The sequence below is a fragment of the Bacteroides sp. genome, assembly GCF_052357945.1.
Taxonomy (GTDB): domain Bacteria; phylum Bacteroidota; class Bacteroidia; order Bacteroidales; family Bacteroidaceae; genus Bacteroides.
Window position 1 is genome coordinate 1 of the sequence record NZ_DAWCXD010000087.1, and the last position, 20574, is coordinate 20574.

At 42.3% G+C, this 20574-nt stretch carries 17 protein-coding genes and 1 pseudogene; 4 read left to right on the forward strand and 14 right to left on the reverse strand.

What is annotated here, in order from left to right; translation table 11 throughout:
* The 4 genes and pseudogenes from ACT8YW_RS15125 to ACT8YW_RS15140 all read right to left on the reverse strand — a co-directional run.
* A pseudogene (locus ACT8YW_RS15125) lies at nt 1-107 on the reverse strand (occludin); the annotation flags it as partial.
* Between the two features lie 39 nt (nt 108-146).
* Nucleotides 147-920 carry a hypothetical protein gene (locus ACT8YW_RS15130; RefSeq protein WP_444105895.1) on the reverse strand — a complete coding sequence of 258 codons (774 nt, stop codon included), beginning with the start codon at nt 918-920 and terminating at the stop codon, nt 147-149.
* A gap of 23 nt (nt 921-943) precedes the next feature.
* On the reverse strand, nt 944-1639 hold the full coding sequence (locus tag ACT8YW_RS15135; protein WP_444105896.1) for a response regulator transcription factor: 696 nt from the start codon (nt 1637-1639) through the stop codon (nt 944-946).
* 12 nt (nt 1640-1651) lie between these two features.
* Nucleotides 1652-3166 carry a sensor histidine kinase gene (locus tag ACT8YW_RS15140; RefSeq protein WP_444105898.1) on the reverse strand — a complete coding sequence of 505 codons (1515 nt, stop codon included), beginning with the start codon at nt 3164-3166 and terminating at the stop codon, nt 1652-1654.
* Between the two features lie 132 nt (nt 3167-3298).
* Here ACT8YW_RS15140 and ACT8YW_RS15145 point away from each other — a divergent pair, with 132 nt between their 5' ends.
* Nucleotides 3299-5407 (forward strand): outer membrane beta-barrel family protein, encoded by a 2109-nt coding sequence (locus tag ACT8YW_RS15145; RefSeq protein ID WP_444105900.1) that lies wholly within the window; start codon nt 3299-3301, stop codon nt 5405-5407.
* Between the two features lie 175 nt (nt 5408-5582).
* On the opposite strand, the gene aspD is transcribed toward ACT8YW_RS15145, so the two are convergent.
* Together aspD and aspT are read right to left on the reverse strand one after the other, a co-directional pair.
* Entirely contained in the window at nt 5583-7226 is a 1644-nt protein-coding gene (gene aspD / locus ACT8YW_RS15150) for an aspartate 4-decarboxylase (protein WP_444105902.1), read from the reverse strand.
* A 22-nt stretch (nt 7227-7248) separates the two neighbouring features.
* Nucleotides 7249-8943: an aspartate-alanine antiporter gene (gene aspT / locus ACT8YW_RS15155; RefSeq protein WP_444105904.1), complete on the reverse strand. Its 1695-nt coding sequence runs from the start codon at nt 8941-8943 to the stop codon at nt 7249-7251.
* 183 nt (nt 8944-9126) lie between these two features.
* Between aspT and ACT8YW_RS15160 the strand changes: the two genes are divergently transcribed.
* Nucleotides 9127-11097, forward strand: coding sequence for a hypothetical protein (locus ACT8YW_RS15160; RefSeq protein ID WP_444105906.1), 1971 nt, complete (start codon nt 9127-9129; stop codon nt 11095-11097).
* Nucleotides 11098-11180: 83 nt separating this feature from the next.
* Complete coding sequence (locus ACT8YW_RS15165; protein ID WP_444105908.1) at nt 11181-12848, forward strand: formate--tetrahydrofolate ligase; 1668 nt, start codon at nt 11181-11183, stop codon at nt 12846-12848.
* 342 nt (nt 12849-13190) lie between these two features.
* On the opposite strand, the gene glyA is transcribed toward ACT8YW_RS15165, so the two are convergent.
* From glyA to ACT8YW_RS15205, 8 genes are all read right to left on the reverse strand, one after another.
* The gene (gene glyA / locus ACT8YW_RS15170) at nt 13191-14471 is read right to left on the reverse strand and encodes a serine hydroxymethyltransferase (RefSeq protein ID WP_444105910.1); all 1281 of its coding nucleotides are present in this window, start codon (nt 14469-14471) and stop codon (nt 13191-13193) included.
* A 134-nt stretch (nt 14472-14605) separates the two neighbouring features.
* Nucleotides 14606-15346, reverse strand: coding sequence for a porin family protein (locus ACT8YW_RS15175; protein WP_008019436.1), 741 nt, complete (start codon nt 15344-15346; stop codon nt 14606-14608).
* Between the two features lie 16 nt (nt 15347-15362).
* Entirely contained in the window at nt 15363-15932 is a 570-nt protein-coding gene (locus ACT8YW_RS15180; protein ID WP_444105917.1) for a flavin reductase family protein, read from the reverse strand.
* Nucleotides 15933-16040: 108 nt separating this feature from the next.
* A complete protein-coding gene (gene pyrI / locus ACT8YW_RS15185; RefSeq protein WP_004303448.1) occupies nt 16041-16502 on the reverse strand; it encodes an aspartate carbamoyltransferase regulatory subunit in 462 nt (153 codons plus the stop codon).
* On the reverse strand, nt 16499-17440 hold the full coding sequence (pyrB, locus tag ACT8YW_RS15190; protein WP_009039538.1) for an aspartate carbamoyltransferase: 942 nt from the start codon (nt 17438-17440) through the stop codon (nt 16499-16501). Before pyrB ends, pyrI begins: the two co-directional genes overlap by 4 nt.
* 112 nt (nt 17441-17552) lie before the next feature.
* On the reverse strand, nt 17553-18332 hold the full coding sequence (locus ACT8YW_RS15195; RefSeq protein WP_008022568.1) for a DUF4373 domain-containing protein: 780 nt from the start codon (nt 18330-18332) through the stop codon (nt 17553-17555).
* A 24-nt stretch (nt 18333-18356) separates the two neighbouring features.
* A complete protein-coding gene (locus tag ACT8YW_RS15200) occupies nt 18357-18701 on the reverse strand; it encodes an SH3 beta-barrel fold-containing protein (protein ID WP_444105913.1) in 345 nt (114 codons plus the stop codon).
* A 228-nt stretch (nt 18702-18929) separates the two neighbouring features.
* Complete coding sequence (locus ACT8YW_RS15205; protein WP_004315279.1) at nt 18930-19340, reverse strand: DUF4119 family protein; 411 nt, start codon at nt 19338-19340, stop codon at nt 18930-18932.
* 128 nt (nt 19341-19468) lie between these two features.
* Between ACT8YW_RS15205 and ACT8YW_RS15210 the strand changes: the two genes are divergently transcribed.
* Complete coding sequence (locus tag ACT8YW_RS15210) at nt 19469-20419, forward strand: tyrosine-type DNA invertase cluster 3b (protein WP_444105915.1); 951 nt, start codon at nt 19469-19471, stop codon at nt 20417-20419.
* The last annotated feature ends 155 nt before the right edge of the window (nt 20420-20574 follow it).

Genomic DNA, 20574 nt, shown 5'->3' on the forward strand with positions numbered 1-20574 from the left:
TCCGACTGTGCGGATGCAAAACCGACCGATAATATCAGCGAAAGAAATAGAATCAGTTTTTTCATCTTCGTAAAGGTTGATTTACCACAAAGATAGATAATTTCCACCTGACTATCCGCTTCCGTTATGTTTTCTTAGAAAAAAACTTATCTTTTCAATTTAATCACCGGATAAATGACAGGAGCCGTCTCCCATTTCCTTTTCATCGGGTTGTATGAACGTTCCATGCCTCCATGGAGTTCGATATAATCGTTGAACTTGATTTCAAGAATCATGCCATAACCGCTTTGCGGATAGATAGGAGTGAGATACCCCTGCGAAGCATTTCGTTCACCATTCACAGAATATTCGCCGAAAGCCCGTATACGCAGAAAATTATTAATCCGGTAAGCGGCCGAACCGCTAAAACCAAAATCATTTCTGGCACCATGTTGGAAAGAAGGCATTGTATACTTGGCACTGAACAGCCCACCTGAAAGCTCCCATCGTTCATTAGGGGCATACGTATAAATGGCACCTACCTGAATATGCGTCCCTATGGTAGGATATGTATTATGCAAACTATACGTACTTAAATAACTATTAGCATTGATCCCGAAAATATCCGACCGATTATAGTCGCGGCTGAAAGGATCGAAAGAAGTACCTAGCCTGGGAGTAGGCCAAGGAGTATCTATAAATTCGGGAGGAGATATATGAAGCGTCATGCTATCCGTTTGAATGGTTGGCTTCCTGTCGTTCGGCGTTACACTCATATCGGGTAAGATAAATCCCTCCTTATCCATATTTAATGGCTGTTTTTGCTCCGGTGGCAGAAGAACCGCACGACCGATGCTATCCTTTTTCACTTCCACCTGTTGCGCAAATACGGTACAGGTACAAAGTAAAAACATAAATCCTGTGAGATGTCTTTTATTCATGGCACTTTGCGGTGTTAAAGAGTTTAGTTGACAATCAGTTTATAACCGATTCCCCGTACATTGATAATACGTATCTGTTCATCTTGCGAGAGTTTATGCCGCAATTTGGTAATGAACACATGCAAGCTTCGGGAATTGAAAAAACTGTCATCTCCCCAAAGTTCGAGCAAGACATCCTGCGTGTTGACCACCTGATTCCGGTTCTCGCAAAGCCGTTTCAAGATTTCCGATTCACGATGAGAGAGTTCCTGTCTCGTTCCTGCGTGTAATAAAGTTTGTGCAACAGGATCAAACAGATAACTTCCTATCTCAAAATGATTGGCAACCTTGTTCTCTGTGAAGAGAAAAGCCTTTCCCATCAGTGCTTTGATTCGGATAATCAGCTCTTGTATACCGAAAGGTTTTTTCAGGTAATCATTCGCTCCGAGTTCAAATCCCTCCACCACATCATTGATGGCCGAACGGGCAGTCAGGAATAAGACAGGAGTCTGTTTATCCGTCTGGCGGATGCGACGTACCATTTCAAAGCCATCCATTTTCGGCATCATCACATCGGCTACAACTACATCCGGATGAAGTTCGAAGAAAAGGCTTAGTCCTTCCTCGCCGTCATTCGCCGTATGAATGATAAAATCATTTTCTTCAAGTGTATCCTTGATAATCATGGCGAGCGTCTGTTCGTCTTCTACCAGTAATACGGTAATTTTGTTTTTACTCATGATTTTATGGGTTTATAAAGTAATGGTAAAAGTGCTTCCTTTGTCCGGTTCACTCTTTACGGTGATAGTCCCTCCATGTTTTTCGACCATGCTCTTTACATAGAATAGTCCTAGTCCGTAACCTTTTATATTATGAAGATTACCCGTCGGGACCCGGTAGAATTTATCAAATATATGTTTTTGTTTATCAAGTGGAATCCCGATTCCCCGGTCGGTAACGCTGATGGTTACTGTCTCCCCTGTCTGTCGGCAGGAAATAGATAATTCGGCTTCCTCCTTCGAGTATTTCACTGCATTATCTATCAGATTACTGATGATGTTGCTGAAATGCGTACGGTCGGCTACAATGACAAGCGTTTCCGGTTTAATATCCAATTCGATATGTACAGGCTTGTCCGCTTTTAGCTGGTGCTGCTCCATGAGCGGAGTAATCAGCTCCTTCAGGTTGATTTCCTCCGGATGCAAACGAAACGTTTTGCGACGCTCCATTCCCATGGATAAAATCTGTTCCACTAGCCCGCTAAGCCTTTGCAACTGCTCCTGACTGATGCGTAAATACTGGTCGCGCTTGCTTTTCTCTTCCGCCTGGTTAAAGTTCAGTAATGCGTCATTAGCCGCATAGGCTACGGCAATGGGAGTCTTTAATTCGTGCGTGATATTATTGGTAAAATCACTTTTCATTTCATCCAGCGTTTTCTGTTTCAGGAGCGTCCGGATAAGGAACCAGAAAGAGAATCCGAGAATCAGAAGAATTACAAATGAAGTGACCAGAATACCTGTCATCTGCTTTAATACCAATGAATTGATTGGCTCGAACACCAGTTGGTAACGTTGGCTGTGATGCATATTAAATTCATAGTCATAGCGGATTGCCTTGGGACTGGGGATATAACTGCTATCTCCCGCAATACCTAATGTATCGGTATATACAATGGAAGAATCGGCACTGATCCCGGTATAAATCAAAAGAGTGTGATGAGGAATAGAGAGATTATGCTCTTTCATCACATGGGTGAGCAAACTGTCATATCGCTGCAGGTTGACATCTATATAAGTATCCACACCCGAATGAATACCCTGCTGAATACTCATTAACAGCTCCTTTAGCGAATCTTGCTTTTTCAATAACACATCCAGCCCATTCTCGCTACTTGCAACAGGTGTAGAATCTTCCGCATTACCAACGATTTTTACCGTATCCGTGGTTATTTCTGTCCGGGAGTGTATCGTATCCTGACGGCTACTATCCGTATAAGAAATCGTTTGTTGAGTCACTAATGAATTGCCGTCCGCATCATATCCGGCTGATACCGTCAGCGAACCGTGTTCCACATTATCTTTTTGCAAATCATTTACCCGGAGCACGATCTCGTTAAAGTCACTCGTCCGCATCGCATCTCTGATATTGCTCTCCATTTCCATCTTCATCGACCGGTAAAGCCCTGTCAACCAATAAGCTTGATAAACAAAGATTCCGGTTAATGAGCAGATAACCAGTATGATGATATGTTTTAGCGGTAATTTCATACTGACAAAGATAATAGGAAACTATTCTTATCCTTCTCTTTGATAAGACTAAATAACACTAGATAAGCCAGTGATAACGCAAATTTCCATTTTTTCTGCCGTATTTTGTCGTATTCCAAAAATAAAGACGAAATGAAACGGATTAATTTACTATTTATGTCTCTTCTATGTGTGTGGATATCCGCTACAGCACAAGTTGGACAACAGTCACAGGAACCTGTCGACAGTATCAAGAATATAGGTTATATGGATAGTTTGTTTCAGGAACTGCCTGAAGTGATGATTACAGGTGAACGTCCGATCGTGAAAGCCGAACAAGGCAAACTCGTGTATGACGTGCCGAGACTGGTAGGCAACCTGCCTGTGGATAATGCCTACGACATTGTGAAAAATCTTCCGGGCATAGTCAATATAAACGGCAGTCTGACATTAGGCGGACAGAGCGTAACCATTGTCATCAACGGAAAAGTAACCACGCTGTCTGTCGAACAGTTGGATGCTTTATTAAAATCGATCCCCGTCAGCCGGATCGAGAAGGCAGAAGTGATGTATTCTGCTCCGGCACGCTATCAGGTACGCGGACCAATGATTAACCTGATATTGGCTCCCGGCACAGGACAGGCATCTTCCCTTCAGGGAGAACTCTATACAGCTTTTAATCAACACCATTACGAATCTTTGGCAGAACGTGGAAGCCTTCTTTACTCCGGACGTAAATTCTCTGCAGATCTTCTTTACTCTTACTCTTATGATCGCGACCGAAGGATAACGGAGAAAGAAGCACTTCACACGTTGGCCGATGGTTCGGTGCATCAGATGGATATGGATGATATAACGACTTCCCGTACCAACAGTCATCAGATACGTCTCGGTATGGACTACACCTTCGCCGAAGAGCATCTGTTAAGCCTGGTTTATACAACAGCCTTCACCGATTCCAAACATTATGCCATAGCTACCGGGGCACAGAACTCTGTTACCGATTCGCAGGGAGACAGCCAGCTCCATAATGTGAAGCTGGACTATCAAACCCCTTTCGGACTGAAAGCAGGTGCAGCATTTACTTACTACCATTCTCCCGGCAGCCAGTTATTATATAGTACGTTGGGAACGGAAACGATGAATTTCTTAAGCCGGGATAAACAACAAATCAACCAATGGCGTTTTTATGCCGGGCAAGAACATAACTTAGGCAAAGGATGGGGATTGAATTATGGTATAGCTTACACAACCGCTTTGGACCATAGTTACCAAAAATATTACGATCCTGAAACAGACCACCTGTTGCCGGACAATAACATGAACTCCCGCCGTCGCGAACAAACTCTGAATGTCTATGCAGGACTTAGCAAGAACTTTGGCGATAAACTCTCGGCCGATGTTTCCTTGGCAGCAGAGCAATATCATACAGATATCTGGAATGAATGGAGCCTCTATCCGGTAGCCAATCTGACTTATATGCCCACTGCCGGACATGTCCTGCAACTCTCATTGAGTAGTGACAAGGAATATCCTGAATACTGGAGCGTACAAAACGCTATTTCTTACATGGGAGCTTATTCTGAAATTCAAGGCAATCCTTATCTCAAACCTGCAACGAACTATGAAGCGACCTTCAATTATATCCTAAAAAGCAAATACGTCTTTTCCGTCTTTTATAGTTATACAAAAAACAACGAAATGCAAACCCTTTACCAATCACCGGAACGCTTGGTGGAGATTTACAAATTCTTCAATTTTGATTTTTCATCGCAGGCCGGATTAATGATGACAGTTCCTTTCAAGGTGAAAAAATGGTTGGATTCCCGTATAACAGCCATCGGCTTTCGCTATCGCCAGAAAGACAGTGATTTCTGGGACATCCCGTTTGACCGCAAACTCTATACATTCGTGTTGACGATGAACAACACCTTCACCTTTTCCACCAAACCCGATTTAAAACTCACCTTGACCGGATTCTATCAAAATAAAGCCATACAAGGAATTTTTGATCTTCCCCGTTCGGGAAACCTGGATGCGGCACTTCGTTACACCTTTGCGAAAGGAAAAGCGCAACTGACGTTGAAGTGTGATGATATATTCAATACCTCTACCATTTCAACACAAGTTCGTTACGGATTGCAGAATGTAAAGAACCACTATATGCGGACCACCCGCACGTTCGGCGTTTCGTTTAACTATAAATTCGGAGGATACAAAGAGAAGAAGAGGGAAGAAGTCGATACCTCCCGCTTTAAATAAACGCTAATTAATTTTTAGCCATAAGAGCGAGAAATATTTCAGACATAAGAACAAAAGAACATAAATGCTGCGCTTTGAAAATTATTTCTGTTGCTTATTTAACTGCTATTTTATTTTTTGTTCTTATGTTCTTCTGTCTGAATTAAATTCCCATTTATAAAATGAACTACTTAGTTCATTCTTTTGATGCTTTCCATGTTTGGGCATATTCTTCCAACACACGTTTGATACTTTGTCCGATTTTCACATAATCGGCTTCATTCAGATTAGCCAGTGACACACGCACGCTCCATTTCGGTCCGGCAAAGCCACCGCCATTCAACAGCACGAGTGAGGTTTCGTTTGCCAGGCGGAAAACCACATCCAGCGGATTGTATGTCTTTTGCAGATAAGCAACGAAGTCATCTCCGTAGAATTTCTTCGCCCATACCAGCATATCAATCTCCGAATAATATCCGGCACGCAGCGGATCTTCTACCAATGTGAAACCTGTGTTATCCCACAACGCATGCAGGCGGCGATGAATAATTTCCTGCATCTTGGTTTTATAACTGTCTTCTTTATCCAGAAGCGAGAAGATGGCAAACAAACTCATCTGCATTTGTTGGGGTAGAGAAAGCCCTGCGGTATGATTCAGCGCAATCTGCCGGCTGTCAGCCACCATGCGGTCGATAAATTTCATCTTTTCCGGTTGCAGGCTAAGACTGGAATAACGTTTGTTCAATATTGATTTCTGCTCCTCCGACAGGCGGGCAATCATTTTGTCGTAGATGTTGTCTTCGTGTAAAGCAATCACTGCGGTTCTCCATCCCGTAGCTCCGAAATATTTGGAGAACGAATAAACGCAAAGCGTATTATGTGGCAATTCTGCCATCAATGAACGGAAATGAGGGATAAACGTTCCATACACATCATCCGTAATAATCATCAGGTTCGGATTGTCATTCTTCACAATGTTGATGATACGTTCGGTAGTCTCCCTGCTAAGTGCGTAACTGGGCGGATTACTCGGATTGGTGATAAATAACGCTTTGATCCGCGGATCTTTCAACTTGTCTATATCTTCATCCTTATACTGCCAGGTGTGCAATCCGTCAGGAGTCATCTGGTCGGCGGAAATTTCGGTAACGTCAAACTGATAGCGTCGCAATTCCGGGATTTCTATATAAGGAGTGAACACGGGAACCATCAAAGCAATGGCATCTCCCTGATTCAACAGGAAATTCTCTTGCAAAGAATCGAACAGATAACACATGGCTGCCGTACCCCCTTCGGTGGCGAAAAGGTCAAAAGTACCTTTCGGTGGACGGCGGTCACACATCTCTTGTGCCAAGTAATCCTGCACGATTAACTCTGTAAAATGTAAAATACGGTCGGGCACAGGATACTGGTCGCCAATCACCGATTCCGCCCATTCGTGAATCAGCGTATCCGGATCGGCAGCATGCTCCATCAACATATAATTGTAGCCCTCTTTCAGCAGATTAGCACCCGGAGCTTTTTCATTCTCTTTCAGAAAAGCCTCGAAACGGGCGGCTATTCCAGCCTTTTGCGGAATACCTGCTATTCCTTCTTCCAGTGAAAACGCATGGCGACATTCGCAAAGTCCGAATTGTCCCAACAGAAAAAATGCTTCGCGTGGTTCGGTAGCAATCCAGTTCGGATTACCTCTTCCCGCATTCAGCATGGTATGTGCTATTTTCTTGATACTTTCGTCTGCCATATCGATCAGTTTGTTTTTCAGCTCGAACGGGCTGATCGTTTCCATTTTCTTGGCATAACTTTTCGTAATGGCAGGGTTATTTGTTTTCTTTTCCATAATGATATTTATTTATATAGTTTTACATAAGCAATACGATGACGACTCCCCAGATAATCAGTAGCGTATTGCCGACTGCATACGTCACTGTATACCCTAATGCGGGTGTATCACTTTCCACTGCATCCTGAATAGCTCCCAGTGCCGCTGTTGTGGTACGTGCTCCTGCCGTGCATCCCAATGAAAGGGCAGGGTGGAACTTGAACAGGTATCTCGCCATCAGCAATCCTGCGAGAAGAGGGATGGCAGTTGCCAGTGCACCGACAATAAACAGACTGACTCCGACTTCCTTGAATCCGGCTATAAAACTGGGGCCTGCAGCAATGCCGACCACTGCGATAAACATATTCAGCCCTACATTATTCAATACCCATAAAGAGGGTTCGGGGATACCTCCGAAAGTAGGATGCTTGCTGCGTAACCAACCGAACAGAAGTCCGGCAATCAATGCGCCGCCACTGGTAGAAAGACTGATAGGAACACCTCCCAGATGGATAGCCAGTGCACCGAAAAGACCACCGAGCAAAATGCCCAGCCCGACGAAAATCATATCCGTCTGATTGGTCGGACGGTCAATGTAACCCATTTGTTTAGCAGCGCCTTCCACTTCATGTTTAAGACCGGTGAGCTCAAGAATATCTCCCGAATCTACTATCGTTTGGGATAATACCGGAACATTGATTCCGGCACGCTTGATGTTACGGATACTGACTCCGTGCATGAACTTCTGTGCCCGGATTTTGGCAATCGTTTCCCCGGCAAACGTCCGGTGAGTCACCATTACAGGAAGAGTTTCTGCCGGAAAATCCAGTAATTGTGCGTCGATTACTTCCGGACCGATCCAGTCTTCTTCTCCGATTACAAACTCACGGCGTCCGCTTAGTACCACTTCGTCGTTTTTGCGAAGAATCAGGTTCGGATCGACATCTTTCACCACTCCTCTTTGACGAATCCGTTCTACAAACAGACGTTTATCATTCTTGCATAAATATGTTTCGAGTTCACTGACTTTCTTTCCTTTGGCGAACCATTCATTGGTGATTTTATAGGCACGGAATACCACCGGACGAAGAGCTGGGGAAAATCCGGGTTCATCAGCTTCCGATGTTCCCATTTGAGCCTCCAGTTCTTTGCAGTCGGCTTTCACCTTATCCAGTCCGCCCAGCATTTTGGGACCGAGAGAAGCCAGAATCCATGCAGAACCGGCTGTACCGAAGATATAAGTTACCGCGTAAGCTACCGGAATCGCATTGATGAATGTTGTTTTTTGTGCATCGCTGATTCCTAATTGGTTGATTGTATCACTTGCCACACCGATCACGGCGGATATGGTCTGTGAGCCTGCCAAAAGTCCGGCAGCTTCGCCTACATGGTATCCCATGATTTTGGCGAGTATCCACGGTGCTACCAAGCTAACAATACACATCAGTACAGCGAATCCCACCTGTGGCAGCCCATCCTTTTTCAATCCGCGAAAAAACTGCGGACCTACCTTATAGCCGACGGCAAACAGGAAAAGCAGAAAGAACACAGCTTTCATCGGACCATCTACAGTGATATTCAGTTGCCCGACCAACACTCCGACCAGCAGAACACTGGTGACTGTCCCCAATGAGAATTTCCCTATTTTGAGTCTGCCCAGCCAGAATCCGGCAAAGAGCGTCAGGAAAATAGCAAGTTCAGGGTGTACCCTTAGTTGATTAATAATCCATTCCATAATTAAGTTGTTGTTTTAGGTTATGTCATTTACAACAGTTATTGCGTGAAAAGAGTTTGTTGCCTTACGTGGATTTTATTTTAATTCGATATACCGGTGGCACGGATAGATTTTTACCGTTGCCGTTTGAGCATAGCGTTTATTGTGTTATATTTGTCACCTTTATAATAAATAACAAACATAATGACAAAGGCAAAATTACTGTTCGGATTTCTGTGTTTATTCCTGCTTTTTCCTGTTCAGGCACAAGAAAAGGAAAAAAACTCTTTACCAACCAAGATTGAATTGATGTCAACCCAAGATACCCTTGAGTTACGTAGAATGTTAAATGAGAGAAAAGAAAAAGGAAAGGAGCTTACCCCACAAGAAAAAAAAGATTTCTTGATTTATCGGGCATATTCAAGTAGCGAGGCGCGGCGGTTAAGGTCTAATACCGAAATAGCGGCATTGGCCTTTTGGCTGCAACAGACAGAGGGACTCAATATTAGTTTGAAAGATATTGAATCCTGCAAACTTTTGAGCTCCTACGTAATCTCACCGGATAGAGCATCAAGACTATTTCTTTATATCCACTCTGCACGTGTGCAAATAGCGGAGAAGAGAAAGCAGGAACAAGAGAACTTACAAAAGGAAAAAGAGCGGAAAATAGCCGAACTTCGGGAGCAGGACAGCTTGCGTCATCTGATGGGAACCGGAAACTATGATCATAAAAAATGGGTATTCAATACATCTTATCGTATTTCCATCAAAGAGGATGGGGACGGTGAAACAGTAAGCTGGATTAACGTATCGCCCCGGGTAGATTATATCTCCAACTCTATCGGAGAAGGTTCTACCGTAGTTCTTGTATTACTCTCGTTGCTTATCGCAATTCTCCTAACCTGGCTGATGTCGAAAAAAGTATTCCCTCCTGCCAGCAAAGAAGAAGGAATGTTCTTTTTATTAATATATATTGTTTTCATGCAGAGCATCGCACTCTATTATATGCTTGCTTCTTTATATTCGAATATTGACGAACTGATTATTAGAAAGACAGGGCAGGAGTACGTCGCCAAGTACGACTATAATGGTTTCAATTTTGTCACTGCTGATAGTATTGCAGTAGCTATATCCGAAGGCGAATGTACTTTTGACAGAAGCTATTCGGAAGACGGTATTCCTGTCCGTTACGATGCTGAAACAATGAAATTGGCTGTCGATGTGGAAAAATATACGCTCCAAAACTGGAACTGGATACTTTTCGTCTGCCTTCTTCTCCTGCTTGATTTCCTTCTCTGTTACGGTAAGCTTAATTCCATAATGAAGAAAGTATTCCGTATACGGAAGACAAATAACGAGAGTCCTTATCAAAATTATGTTTATTTTCCGTGGAATTTCAAGAATAAGAAATACGAAACATTCGAGCAGTTTAAGGACGAATTGGAACATTACCGTCTGGAATGGGATCTGGAAGATGAATATCATGAAATATACGAGACACCGCGTATTTTGATTCGATATAATGTGGTCCAATATAATGAAAAAACAATTGAAGGTTCTGCCAACTTTGAAATAGAGATTCTTCCGGACAATGGAAAGAGCATCAGTTTAGACGAGTGGATGTATAAATTCCAAAATGCACTTGTTCCATATATGGATCAATTAGATAAAATGGGTCATCTGGATACAGCCAATATATGGATTTATAAAGGATGGGAACCGGGAAAAGAGATGCGATGTAATCTATCCATGTATTCGTCTTTGGATGATGATATAGTGATGGCAGACGTTGTTTGGGAATTTACAAATACGGATTATCCCGATTATCGTGCTTTTATCAAAGAAGCAATGGCGTTTCAGACAGAACATGGAAAGCATTTTTGGAATCCGGATACCGTAGTCATTGAGCAGCCCTCCTTTGCTCTCAGTTACTATAATCCACAGACAAAGAACATGGAAATGCACGATCTGGAAGCTGATAACGGAATTGAATTTACGGAAGGAGAAGTATTGTATAAATTGCATCAACACCTAAGAAATGTACTGTCTGATCAGGAATATTGTTATTTCCAGTATCTTATTTTCGGATGCAGAATGGCGGACACTCCAGAAGAAGAGGAATTGGAGAGAAAAGATAAGGATATTTATGACCTGTTCACCACCAATGATATATAAATATCCAGTGAACTTTAAATTTCTCTATTTCGCTTTTTTGTTATACTTTTGTTCTTTCAAAAATAAAACTAATCATATTCTGTATGAAATCAGACATAGAAATAGCTCGCAGCATTGAGCTGAAGAAGATAAAGCAAGTTGCCGAATGTATCGGAATCCCTCGCGAGGAAGTGGAAAATTATGGTCGCTATATCGCAAAGATTCCCGAACAACTGATTGATGAAGAGAAAGTGAAGAAAAGCAATCTCATCCTGGTCACTGCTATCACGGCAACCAAAGCGGGCATTGGCAAAACTACGGTATCTATCGGTCTTGCTCTGGGGTTGAATAAGATTGGAAAGAATGCGATTGTCGCTCTTCGCGAGCCGTCTCTCGGTCCTTGTTTCGGTATGAAGGGGGGAGCAGCTGGTGGAGGATACGCGCAAGTGCTTCCGATGGATAAGATTAACCTCCATTTCACTGGGGACTTTCATGCCATCACTTCTGCCCATAACATGATTTCCGCTTTGCTCGACAATTATCTCTATCAGAACCAGGCAAAAGGTTTCGGACTGAAAGAAATTCTTTGGCGGAGAGTGCTCGACGTGAACGACCGTTCGTTGCGCAGCATCGTTGTCGGTCTCGGACCCAAATCAAATGGGATTACCCAAGAGTCCGGTTTCGATATTACTCCTGCTTCGGAGATTATGGCGATTCTTTGCCTTTCCAAAGATGTGATTGATTTGCGTCGCCGTATCGAAAATATCCTGTTAGGTTTCACTTATGAGGACCAGCCTTTTACCGTAAAAGATTTAGGAGTGGCAGGAGCTATCACTGTGTTGCTGAAAGATGCTATCCATCCTAATCTGGTGCAGACTACCGAAGGAAGCGCCGCTTTTGTACATGGTGGTCCGTTCGCTAATATTGCGCATGGTTGTAACTCTATTCTGGCTACTAAACTGGCTATGTCTTTCGGTGATTATGTGATTACGGAAGCCGGATTCGGTGCCGATCTCGGCGCAGAGAAGTTTTATAATATCAAATGTCGTAAGAGCGGACTCCAACCGCGTCTCACGGTGATCGTCGCTACGGCACAAGGATTGAAGATGCACGGAGGTGTCAGTCTCGACCGTATCAAAGAACCGAATATGGAAGGACTGAAAGAAGGATTGCGTAATCTGGACAAGCACGTTCGTAATCTTCGTTCATTCGGTCAGACGATTATCGTAGCTTTCAATAAGTTTGCGTCCGATACGGATGAAGAAATGGAATTGTTGCGTGAGCATTGCGAACAGTTGGGAGTAGGTTTCGCCATCAACAATGCGTTCAGTGAAGGAGGAGAGGGGGCAGTAGATATGGCTCGCTTGGTAGTAGATACAATAGAAAATAATCCGTCCGAACCTCTGCGTTATACGTATAAGGAAGAAGATAGTATACAGCAGAAGATCGAAAAGGTGGCCACTAATATTTATGGAGCCAGCGTTATTACTTACAGCAGTATTGCGCGCAACCGTATCAAACTGATCGAGAAAATGGGAATCACTCATTATCCGGTTTGTATTGCTAAAACACAATATTCATTCTCTGCCGATCCTAAGATTTATGGTGCGGTGAACAACTTCGAATTCCATATTAAAGATATTGTAATCAATAACGGAGCGGAAATGATTGTGGCCATTGCCGGAGAAATTCTTCGTATGCCGGGATTACCCAAAGAACCGCAAGCATTGTATATCGATATTGTGGATGGGGAAATTGAAGGATTAAGCTGATAACACTTTAAATAAAGAACACTTGTTCCGGCTTTACGGCGGTAAAAATAAATCCCCGTCTTTCCCTATAAAATGAATGTGGAAAGACGGGGATGACTGTATATAGAGTCCAGTGCGCTTCTGTTTTCTCTTCTTGCACACTGTACGGTTGAATTCGTCCTTGTTGCGAGCGATATATGACATCATATATTTCTTTTATAGTAAGAAAAACGAAATACCGGGCGGATGGTTCGAACGGGACCGTTAATAAATAAAAAAAGGTCTGCTCCTTTCGTGAAGAGCAGACCTTAAATGGGCATTAAGCTAATAACAGTTTACAACTACTAGCTTTAAAATAGTGTTTTAGTCAGCGAAAAGAGGATATTTTTTCATTGTCTCATTGACACGTGCACGTACTTGTGCAATAACTTCCTCATTTTCTACGTTAGACAATACAGTCTCGATCATTTCAGCAATTTCGATCATCAAGTCTTCTTTTGCACCACGAGTAGTGATGGCAGGAGTACCCAAGCGGATACCAGAAGTCTGGAAAGCCGAACGACTGTCGAACGGAACCATGTTCTTGTTAACGGTAATATCAGCAGAAACCAATGCTTTTTCTGCCATTTTACCTGTCAGATCAGGATATTTGCTACGCAGGTCGACCAACATAGAGTGATTGTCTGTACCACCGGAAACGATTGTAAAGCCACGGTCGATCAAAGCCTGTGCAAGTACGGCAGCATTCTTCTGTACTTGTTTAGCATATTCCTTAAATTCAGGTTGCAGGATTTCACCGAAAGCAACTGCTTTAGCAGCAATTACATGTTCCAATGGTCCGCCTTGGATACCCGGGAAAACGGCAGAATCCAGTAATTGAGACATCATCTTGATCTCACCTTTCGGAGTTTTCTTACCCCATGGATTGGGGAAATCTTTACCCATCATGATGACACCACCACGAGGTCCGCGAAGTGTTTTATGTGTAGTAGAAGTGACGATATGTGCATATTTAACCGGATTTTCGAGCACTCCGGCAGCGATCAGACCGGCAGGATGAGCCATGTCGATCATCAGGATAGCGCCTACTTTGTCAGCGATTTCACGCATACGTTTGTAATCCCATTCACGAGAGTATGCAGAACCACCACCGATAATCATTTTTGGTTTTTCACGAAGAGCGACTTCTTCCATCTGGTCGTAATCAACGCGTCCTGTTTCCTGATTCAAGTTATATTCGCAAGGAGTATAGATGATACCGGAAGTGTTCACTAATGAACCGTGAGACAGGTGTCCGCCGTGTGCCAGATTTAATCCCATGAATTTGTCGCCCGGATTCAGAACAGCAAGGAAAACAGCAGCATTAGCTTGTGCTCCCGAGTGTGGCTGTACGTTTGCCCATTCAGCGCCGAAAATTTCTTTCAGGCGGTCGATAGCGATTTGTTCGCTTTGGTCTACTACTTCGCAACCTCCGTAGTAACGTTTGCCGGGATAACCTTCTGCGTACTTGTTAGTCAGGCAAGAACCCATTGCCTGCATTACCTGGTCACTCACAAAGTTTTCTGATGCAATCAGCTCGATTCCTTTCAACTGACGTTGATGCTCTTTTTCGATGATGTCGAAAATGATGTCGTCTCTTTTCATTCTTTTATAAGTAAGATTAAATTTCTAATTCGAGATACCTATTTTAAGCGCACAAAGTTAATGAAAATAAATAAAGAATGAAGGAACAGTAAGAAAAATGTTAGTAAAAAGCGGGATTTAATGATATTTTATTCTTAAAGAATGAATCCCAATGAAAAACTTAACGCGCTGTCACGGCGACGGAAAATAATGTTGCTCACCCCCGTACTGCCGTCGGAGTTGATATTGTCATAAATGATAGACTTGGAGATGTTTCCTATACCTTGTTCGTAGCGGAAATCGAAGAAGATACGTGAGATGTTGACACCTACGCCAATTACTGCGCTGACATTGAACGGATACAACTTTTCGTGAATACCCTTTTGGTCGAAATTCTTAAAAGTGATTTCATTGTGCTTTCCCCATAGGTAGCGAAGCTTGGGACCTGCGAAGATAGACATTCCGTAAGGTCCTTTTTTCACTACGTTATATCCATATAGAACGGGAAAATCGACACTGTGCAACACCGATTGCACCGATGCGTAATCAGGCTCGATGGCAGGATGCTGGGAGCCGAGTTTGTCGAACGTAATCTCACATTTGCTTACATTATACGACACTTCAGGCTGAATGAAATGCTTTTTCATATTGATGCGCATGAAGAGAGCACCGAAATAACCTATCTTATAGTTATTCTGCACCTCATCGATAGTCACATCTTTAATTTTCAGTTCAGACACCATGAACATGGAAGAGTTGAAGCCCGCCTTGATACCGATATTTATTTTTTTTGTGTTGGGACGGTCTACTCTGTCTGCGTTATAATTCTGTCCGACAACCGGGCTGCCGGCTGCAACTAATAAACCTAAAAAAATGAATTTACGCAGCATATCCATGACAGTATCGTTCCTTTTATGATTTTTTCTTTTCTACACTCCAACCGAACTTACCGATTTTCTCTCCCAAATTGTAATATCCTCCGTGCACATATACCAGCGGATTAGCTTCCGCCAGTTCCAGCTTTCCGGTTTCGGGGTTCAGGTTCCGGTCATCAGCACGCACATTTACCACGTCGGCAATAAACATATCATGTGAACCAAGAGAGATGATTTCTTTTACACGACATTCAATGCAAAGGGGTGATTCTTCAATCAGCGGTGCGCTGACCACCGTACACGGTCCGGGTGTCAGTTTCATCTCTTCGAATTTATGATAATCACGTCCCGAACGAACGCCACACCAGTCGGTGGCAAAAGCCATATCTTTGGTTGTCAGGTTGATGACAAACTCCATATTTTTTTTGATAATATCGTATGAATGGCGTTCCGGACGTACGGATATATAACACATGGGCGGATTCGTGCAAATCGTACCCGTCCATGCTACTGTGAACATATTATATTCGCTTTCCTCTTTTCCGCAACTGACTAGTACAGCCGGCAGCGGATAAATCATCGTTCCTGGTTTCCAGTCCTGTTTCATAGTTGTCATTTTTTTACCACAGATTACACAGATTAACACAGATATAGATATTATTATTCCATAAAATAAAAATCTGTGTGAATCCGTGTAATCTGTGGTGAGCTGAAGTTAGAGGATTGTTATCTCTTCTCGTTTCTGTTCTTTTTCGCAATAATGGCATTTCACGATGCAATTATCCTTATCTATCACATGAAAGATGGTGCTCATCGGTTCATTGTTGGTAATACATTTCGGATTGGCACATTTCACGATGCCACGAAGCTCATCCGGCATTTTTACCTCTTTCTTTTCTACTACCTCGTAATCGCGGATAATGTTCAGTTTGACGTGCGGTGCTACTACCGAAATACGGTTGATCTCTTCGTCACAAAAGAATTTATCTGCAATTTTGATGATCCCTTTTTTGCCTAGTTTTTTGCTGTCGAGGTTGAATCCGATCGTGATATTGCTTGTCATTTGTTCCACACCGAGCAGTTGCACTACGGTGAAGAGCTTTTCAGATGGGATATGGTCAATCACTGTTCCGTTTTTCAGGGCAGCTACTTGCAATGCTTGTTTATTTTCGCTCATAATAAAATATCGTTTTTAACGTCCTCTAATGTGATACCTAATACATCGCAAAGGATTGCTTCGCGGGCATACAGACCGTTTTGTGCCTGTTGGAAATAATATGCTTTCGGGTTGTCATCCACATCGTAAGCAATTTCGTTGACACGGGGAAGCGGATGCAGGATACGCAGGTTCGGACGTGTGTTTTCCAACATTTTGTTACGGAGAATATATACATTCTTCACCCGTTCATATTCCATCAGGTCGGTGAAACGTTCGCGTTGCACACGGGTCATATACAGAATATCGGCGTCGGCGATAATCTCTTCGGAAAAGTCTGTATGTTCAACGTATTTTATTTGGTGCGTTTTGCAGTAAAGTTTGTATTCTTCCGGCATTTTCAATTCTTCGGGAGCGATAAAATGGAAAGTCGGATTAAAGTGTCGCATCGCCATCAGCAAAGAATGTACGGTGCGGCCGTATTTCAAGTCACCCACCAGGAAAATATTCAGATTTTCCAGCGTTCCTTGCGTCTTGTAGATAGAGTAAAGATCGAGCATCGTCTGCGACGGGTGCTGGTTAGCTCCGTCACCTGCATTGACAATGGGTACCGGGGCTACTTCGCTGGCATATCGTGCAGCTCCTTCGAGATAGTGTCGCATGACGATAATATCTGCATAGTTACTCACCATCATGATCGTGTCTTTAAGTGTTTCCCCTTTAGAAGAGCTGGTGGCCTTGGGGTCAGAGAATCCGATTACTCGTGCACCGAGACGGTTGGCAGCTGTTTCAAAACTCAAGCGGGTACGGGTGGAAGGTTCGAAGAACAGGGTTGCTACTACTTTTCCTTGTAATAACCGGCGATTGGGGTTCATTTCAAACTGCTTCGCCATTTCGAGCATGTAGAGGATTTTTTCTTTAGAATGTTCGGCAATGGTTACTAAACTTCTGTTTTCCATTTTGTTATCTTTTATGTGGATAGAACTTGTTTTACCGGAGCGTAAAGGTACGAAGAATTTGTGAAAAGCACAGATTTTTCGTACCTTTTTTATCAGCTTTTAATCAGTCGGTTTATTTCCGTCCGCTGGCTAGTGCTGCAATGATATATTTCCCCGGTGCTCCGATTTTGCTCCAGGCCGTATTGGAGAGTAGTTTCCATACTTGGGTGCCTTTCCTGCCATAGTCTGATAACCGGAGAATTGTCTGCCTCTCCTTCAAATTAGTCACTTTGTGGCGTTCCAGGCTTTCTATCAGCCCGTTCATGTTGTGTGTGGCCTGATTGTATGCATACCCCGGAATTTCAAACGAAGCATCGCTTATTTCTTCTTCTTCAGTATTTAGTTTAGTTTCCTTTAGTTTAGTTTGTCGAGAAATGTCTGCATTTTCTGAACTCACCTCCTCTTGAGTTGGAAAAATGTTAGCATTTTCCTTGTTCAACTCATCCTTGTGTATCCTTTTTCTCTGTTTGGTCTCTAATAAATAAGGTAGTTGTGAGAAATCTATTTTTCTTCGTGTTGTAGCTTCGAACCACACTCTTTGAATCTGTTCCGAAGTGAGTATACCGTGTTTCTCGTAGGTTTCTTTATGGAAAAATCCTTTTTCCAATAACAGGTCGACAATCTTTTCCATCATGTCCTCTTTGATCCCGCCACCTACTTTGCGGACGAAAATTAGATTTTGTTCTTTCCCCCAAGAGATGTAATATCCCTCTTTATAGATTTTGCAAAGTAACCGCATGACCATGTAAGAAGCTAACACTCCGAATTTTGCTTCTAATAACTCCATAACCTCTTCGTCAAAAAAGTTTGCCGGTGTCGGGAAGTAAGGTATCCCTTTATTAATCATATTCATTATTAAATATTTTTTTATTATAAACTATACAATAGCTTTCCATTCCATCAGGTTTCCGATCATGAATCTTCTCCATCCTTTTTGTTCTTCACTCCAATAGATAATAGACTCTTGTTGTACTGTGATATTAAATTCTCTATGAAAGAATTTTTCATATCCTACCAGTGTTCCTCTTTCCAGGCAGAACGTACCATCCTGCTTATGAAAAGCTATCATTGCATTTCCATACAACATGTGTTCTATTAGTTTAATGCACTCCTGTACAATTCTCTCCGCACATTTATCCGAAATCCCCTTTTCGGCAGTAATACGTTTTTTCCATACCAATTTGCAAGCTTCCAACTTGCCTTTCTTGATCTTTTGTCTCATTTTCTTCTGTTTTTTGATTGAAAAATTAAGTTTTTATTTAAACATAAATATCCCCTGTCGGATAGTGACGGTATGCTGTTGTCATAGCGTTACTATCCTTTCATTATAGTGACGCTATGACAACAGCATACTGTCACTATTTTTTGAGAGAAATTCTTGTTGTTTTCCGACCGGTTGAAAACGGCGGCGAAGGTAGGCCTTATATTTCACTTGTCCCATTATTTTTTCTTAGTACTTGCTTTTAAGCTTTTCAGCCTGTTCTCTTTTTTCCTTTTTCTCTTTCATATATTCTTCTTCGACAGACTTTTTCAATGCCGCCAATTCAGCATGTATACTGCTAAGTTCCATCAACTTATAGCCGCCATGCTTGTGAATGTATAATACTTTTTGGTCATAGATATATTGGGCCAGATTTATCAGCTTTTTTTTCTTAGGATGGTGGAAATATCCATCGATAAAGATTCTCAAATGCATGGTGAGATAAAGGCGGATATCTCCACTGATTGCTATTCTGTTTTCCAGCTCTTCTTCACTGATGATTTCTTCCTTTGACTGTCTTCCGGGGGCTTTTTCCACTGTTTGAACATTTCTTTTTGCTTTGTTGTTTTTACTTCCTTTTTTAGATTTTTCGCTTCTCATAATTAGTTAATTTTTGCAATATTAATGAATGTTAATTTGAAAATAATATCTGGAAAGTGAAATTGAACCTGCAAAAAGATTTGTTCTTTTGTCGCTTGCCAAATAGTATATATATAAAATAACTAGTGATGCAAATGATGAATAAAAATGGATTTAGTCGATGTGGTGAGAACTACATCAATCGTTTACGAAAGGAAGGGCGTTATTCTACGGCGCACGTTTATAAGAACGCCCTTTATTCTTTCGGGAGGTATTGTGGTACATTGAATGTGTCGTTCAAGCAAGTTACCAAGGAACGTTTACGACGTTATGGTCAGTATCTTTATGAGTGTGGTTTGAAGCCCAATACGATTTCTACGTATATGCGTATGCTTCGTAGTATTTACAATCGGGGAGTGGAAGCGGGGAGTGCCCCTTATGTTCCTCGATTGTTTCATGATGTCTATACAGGTGTGGATGTCCGGCAAAAGAAAGCTTTGTCTGCCGGTGAATTACATAAGCTTTTGTATGAAGATCCCAAATCGGAACGTTTACGTCGTACACAAATTATTGCCGCCCTGATGTTTCAGTTTTGTGGAATGTCATTTGCTGATTTAGCACATTTGGAAAAATCAGCTTTAGATCAGAGTGTGTTGCGCTATAATCGAATTAAGACGAAAACTCCCATGAGCGTAGAAGTATTGGATACCGCCAGGGGGATGATAAATCAACTCTGGAGTAATCAGGAACCCATTCCCGATTGTCCGGATTATCTGTTTGATATACTTTGTAGTAACAAAAAACGGAAGGATGAAAGGGCATACCGTGAATATCAGTCTGCTCTTCGGAATTTTAATAATAGTTTGAAGGATTTGGCGAGAGTTTTACGGTTGAAATCTCCGGTTTCTTCTTATACACTGCGCCATTCTTGGGCAACGACAGCGAAGTATCGTGGAGTGCCAATTGAAATGATCAGTGAATCATTGGGGCATAAATCTATAAAAACGACACAAATCTATTTAAAAGGTTTTGAACTCAAAGAACGTACAGAGGTAAATAAAGGGAATTTATCTTACATTAGAAACTATCGTTTAGGTTGATAGTTAACGATAAAGTATTAGAAATCAAGGGCGAAATGTTTCTGTTACTTCTTAGGTAACGGATAAGGTACTCATTCACAGAAAAACAGATGAAAGCAGAAAAACATGGACAGGAACTGCCTACAAAGATGTTTTTCTAACCTACGCGAAGGGAA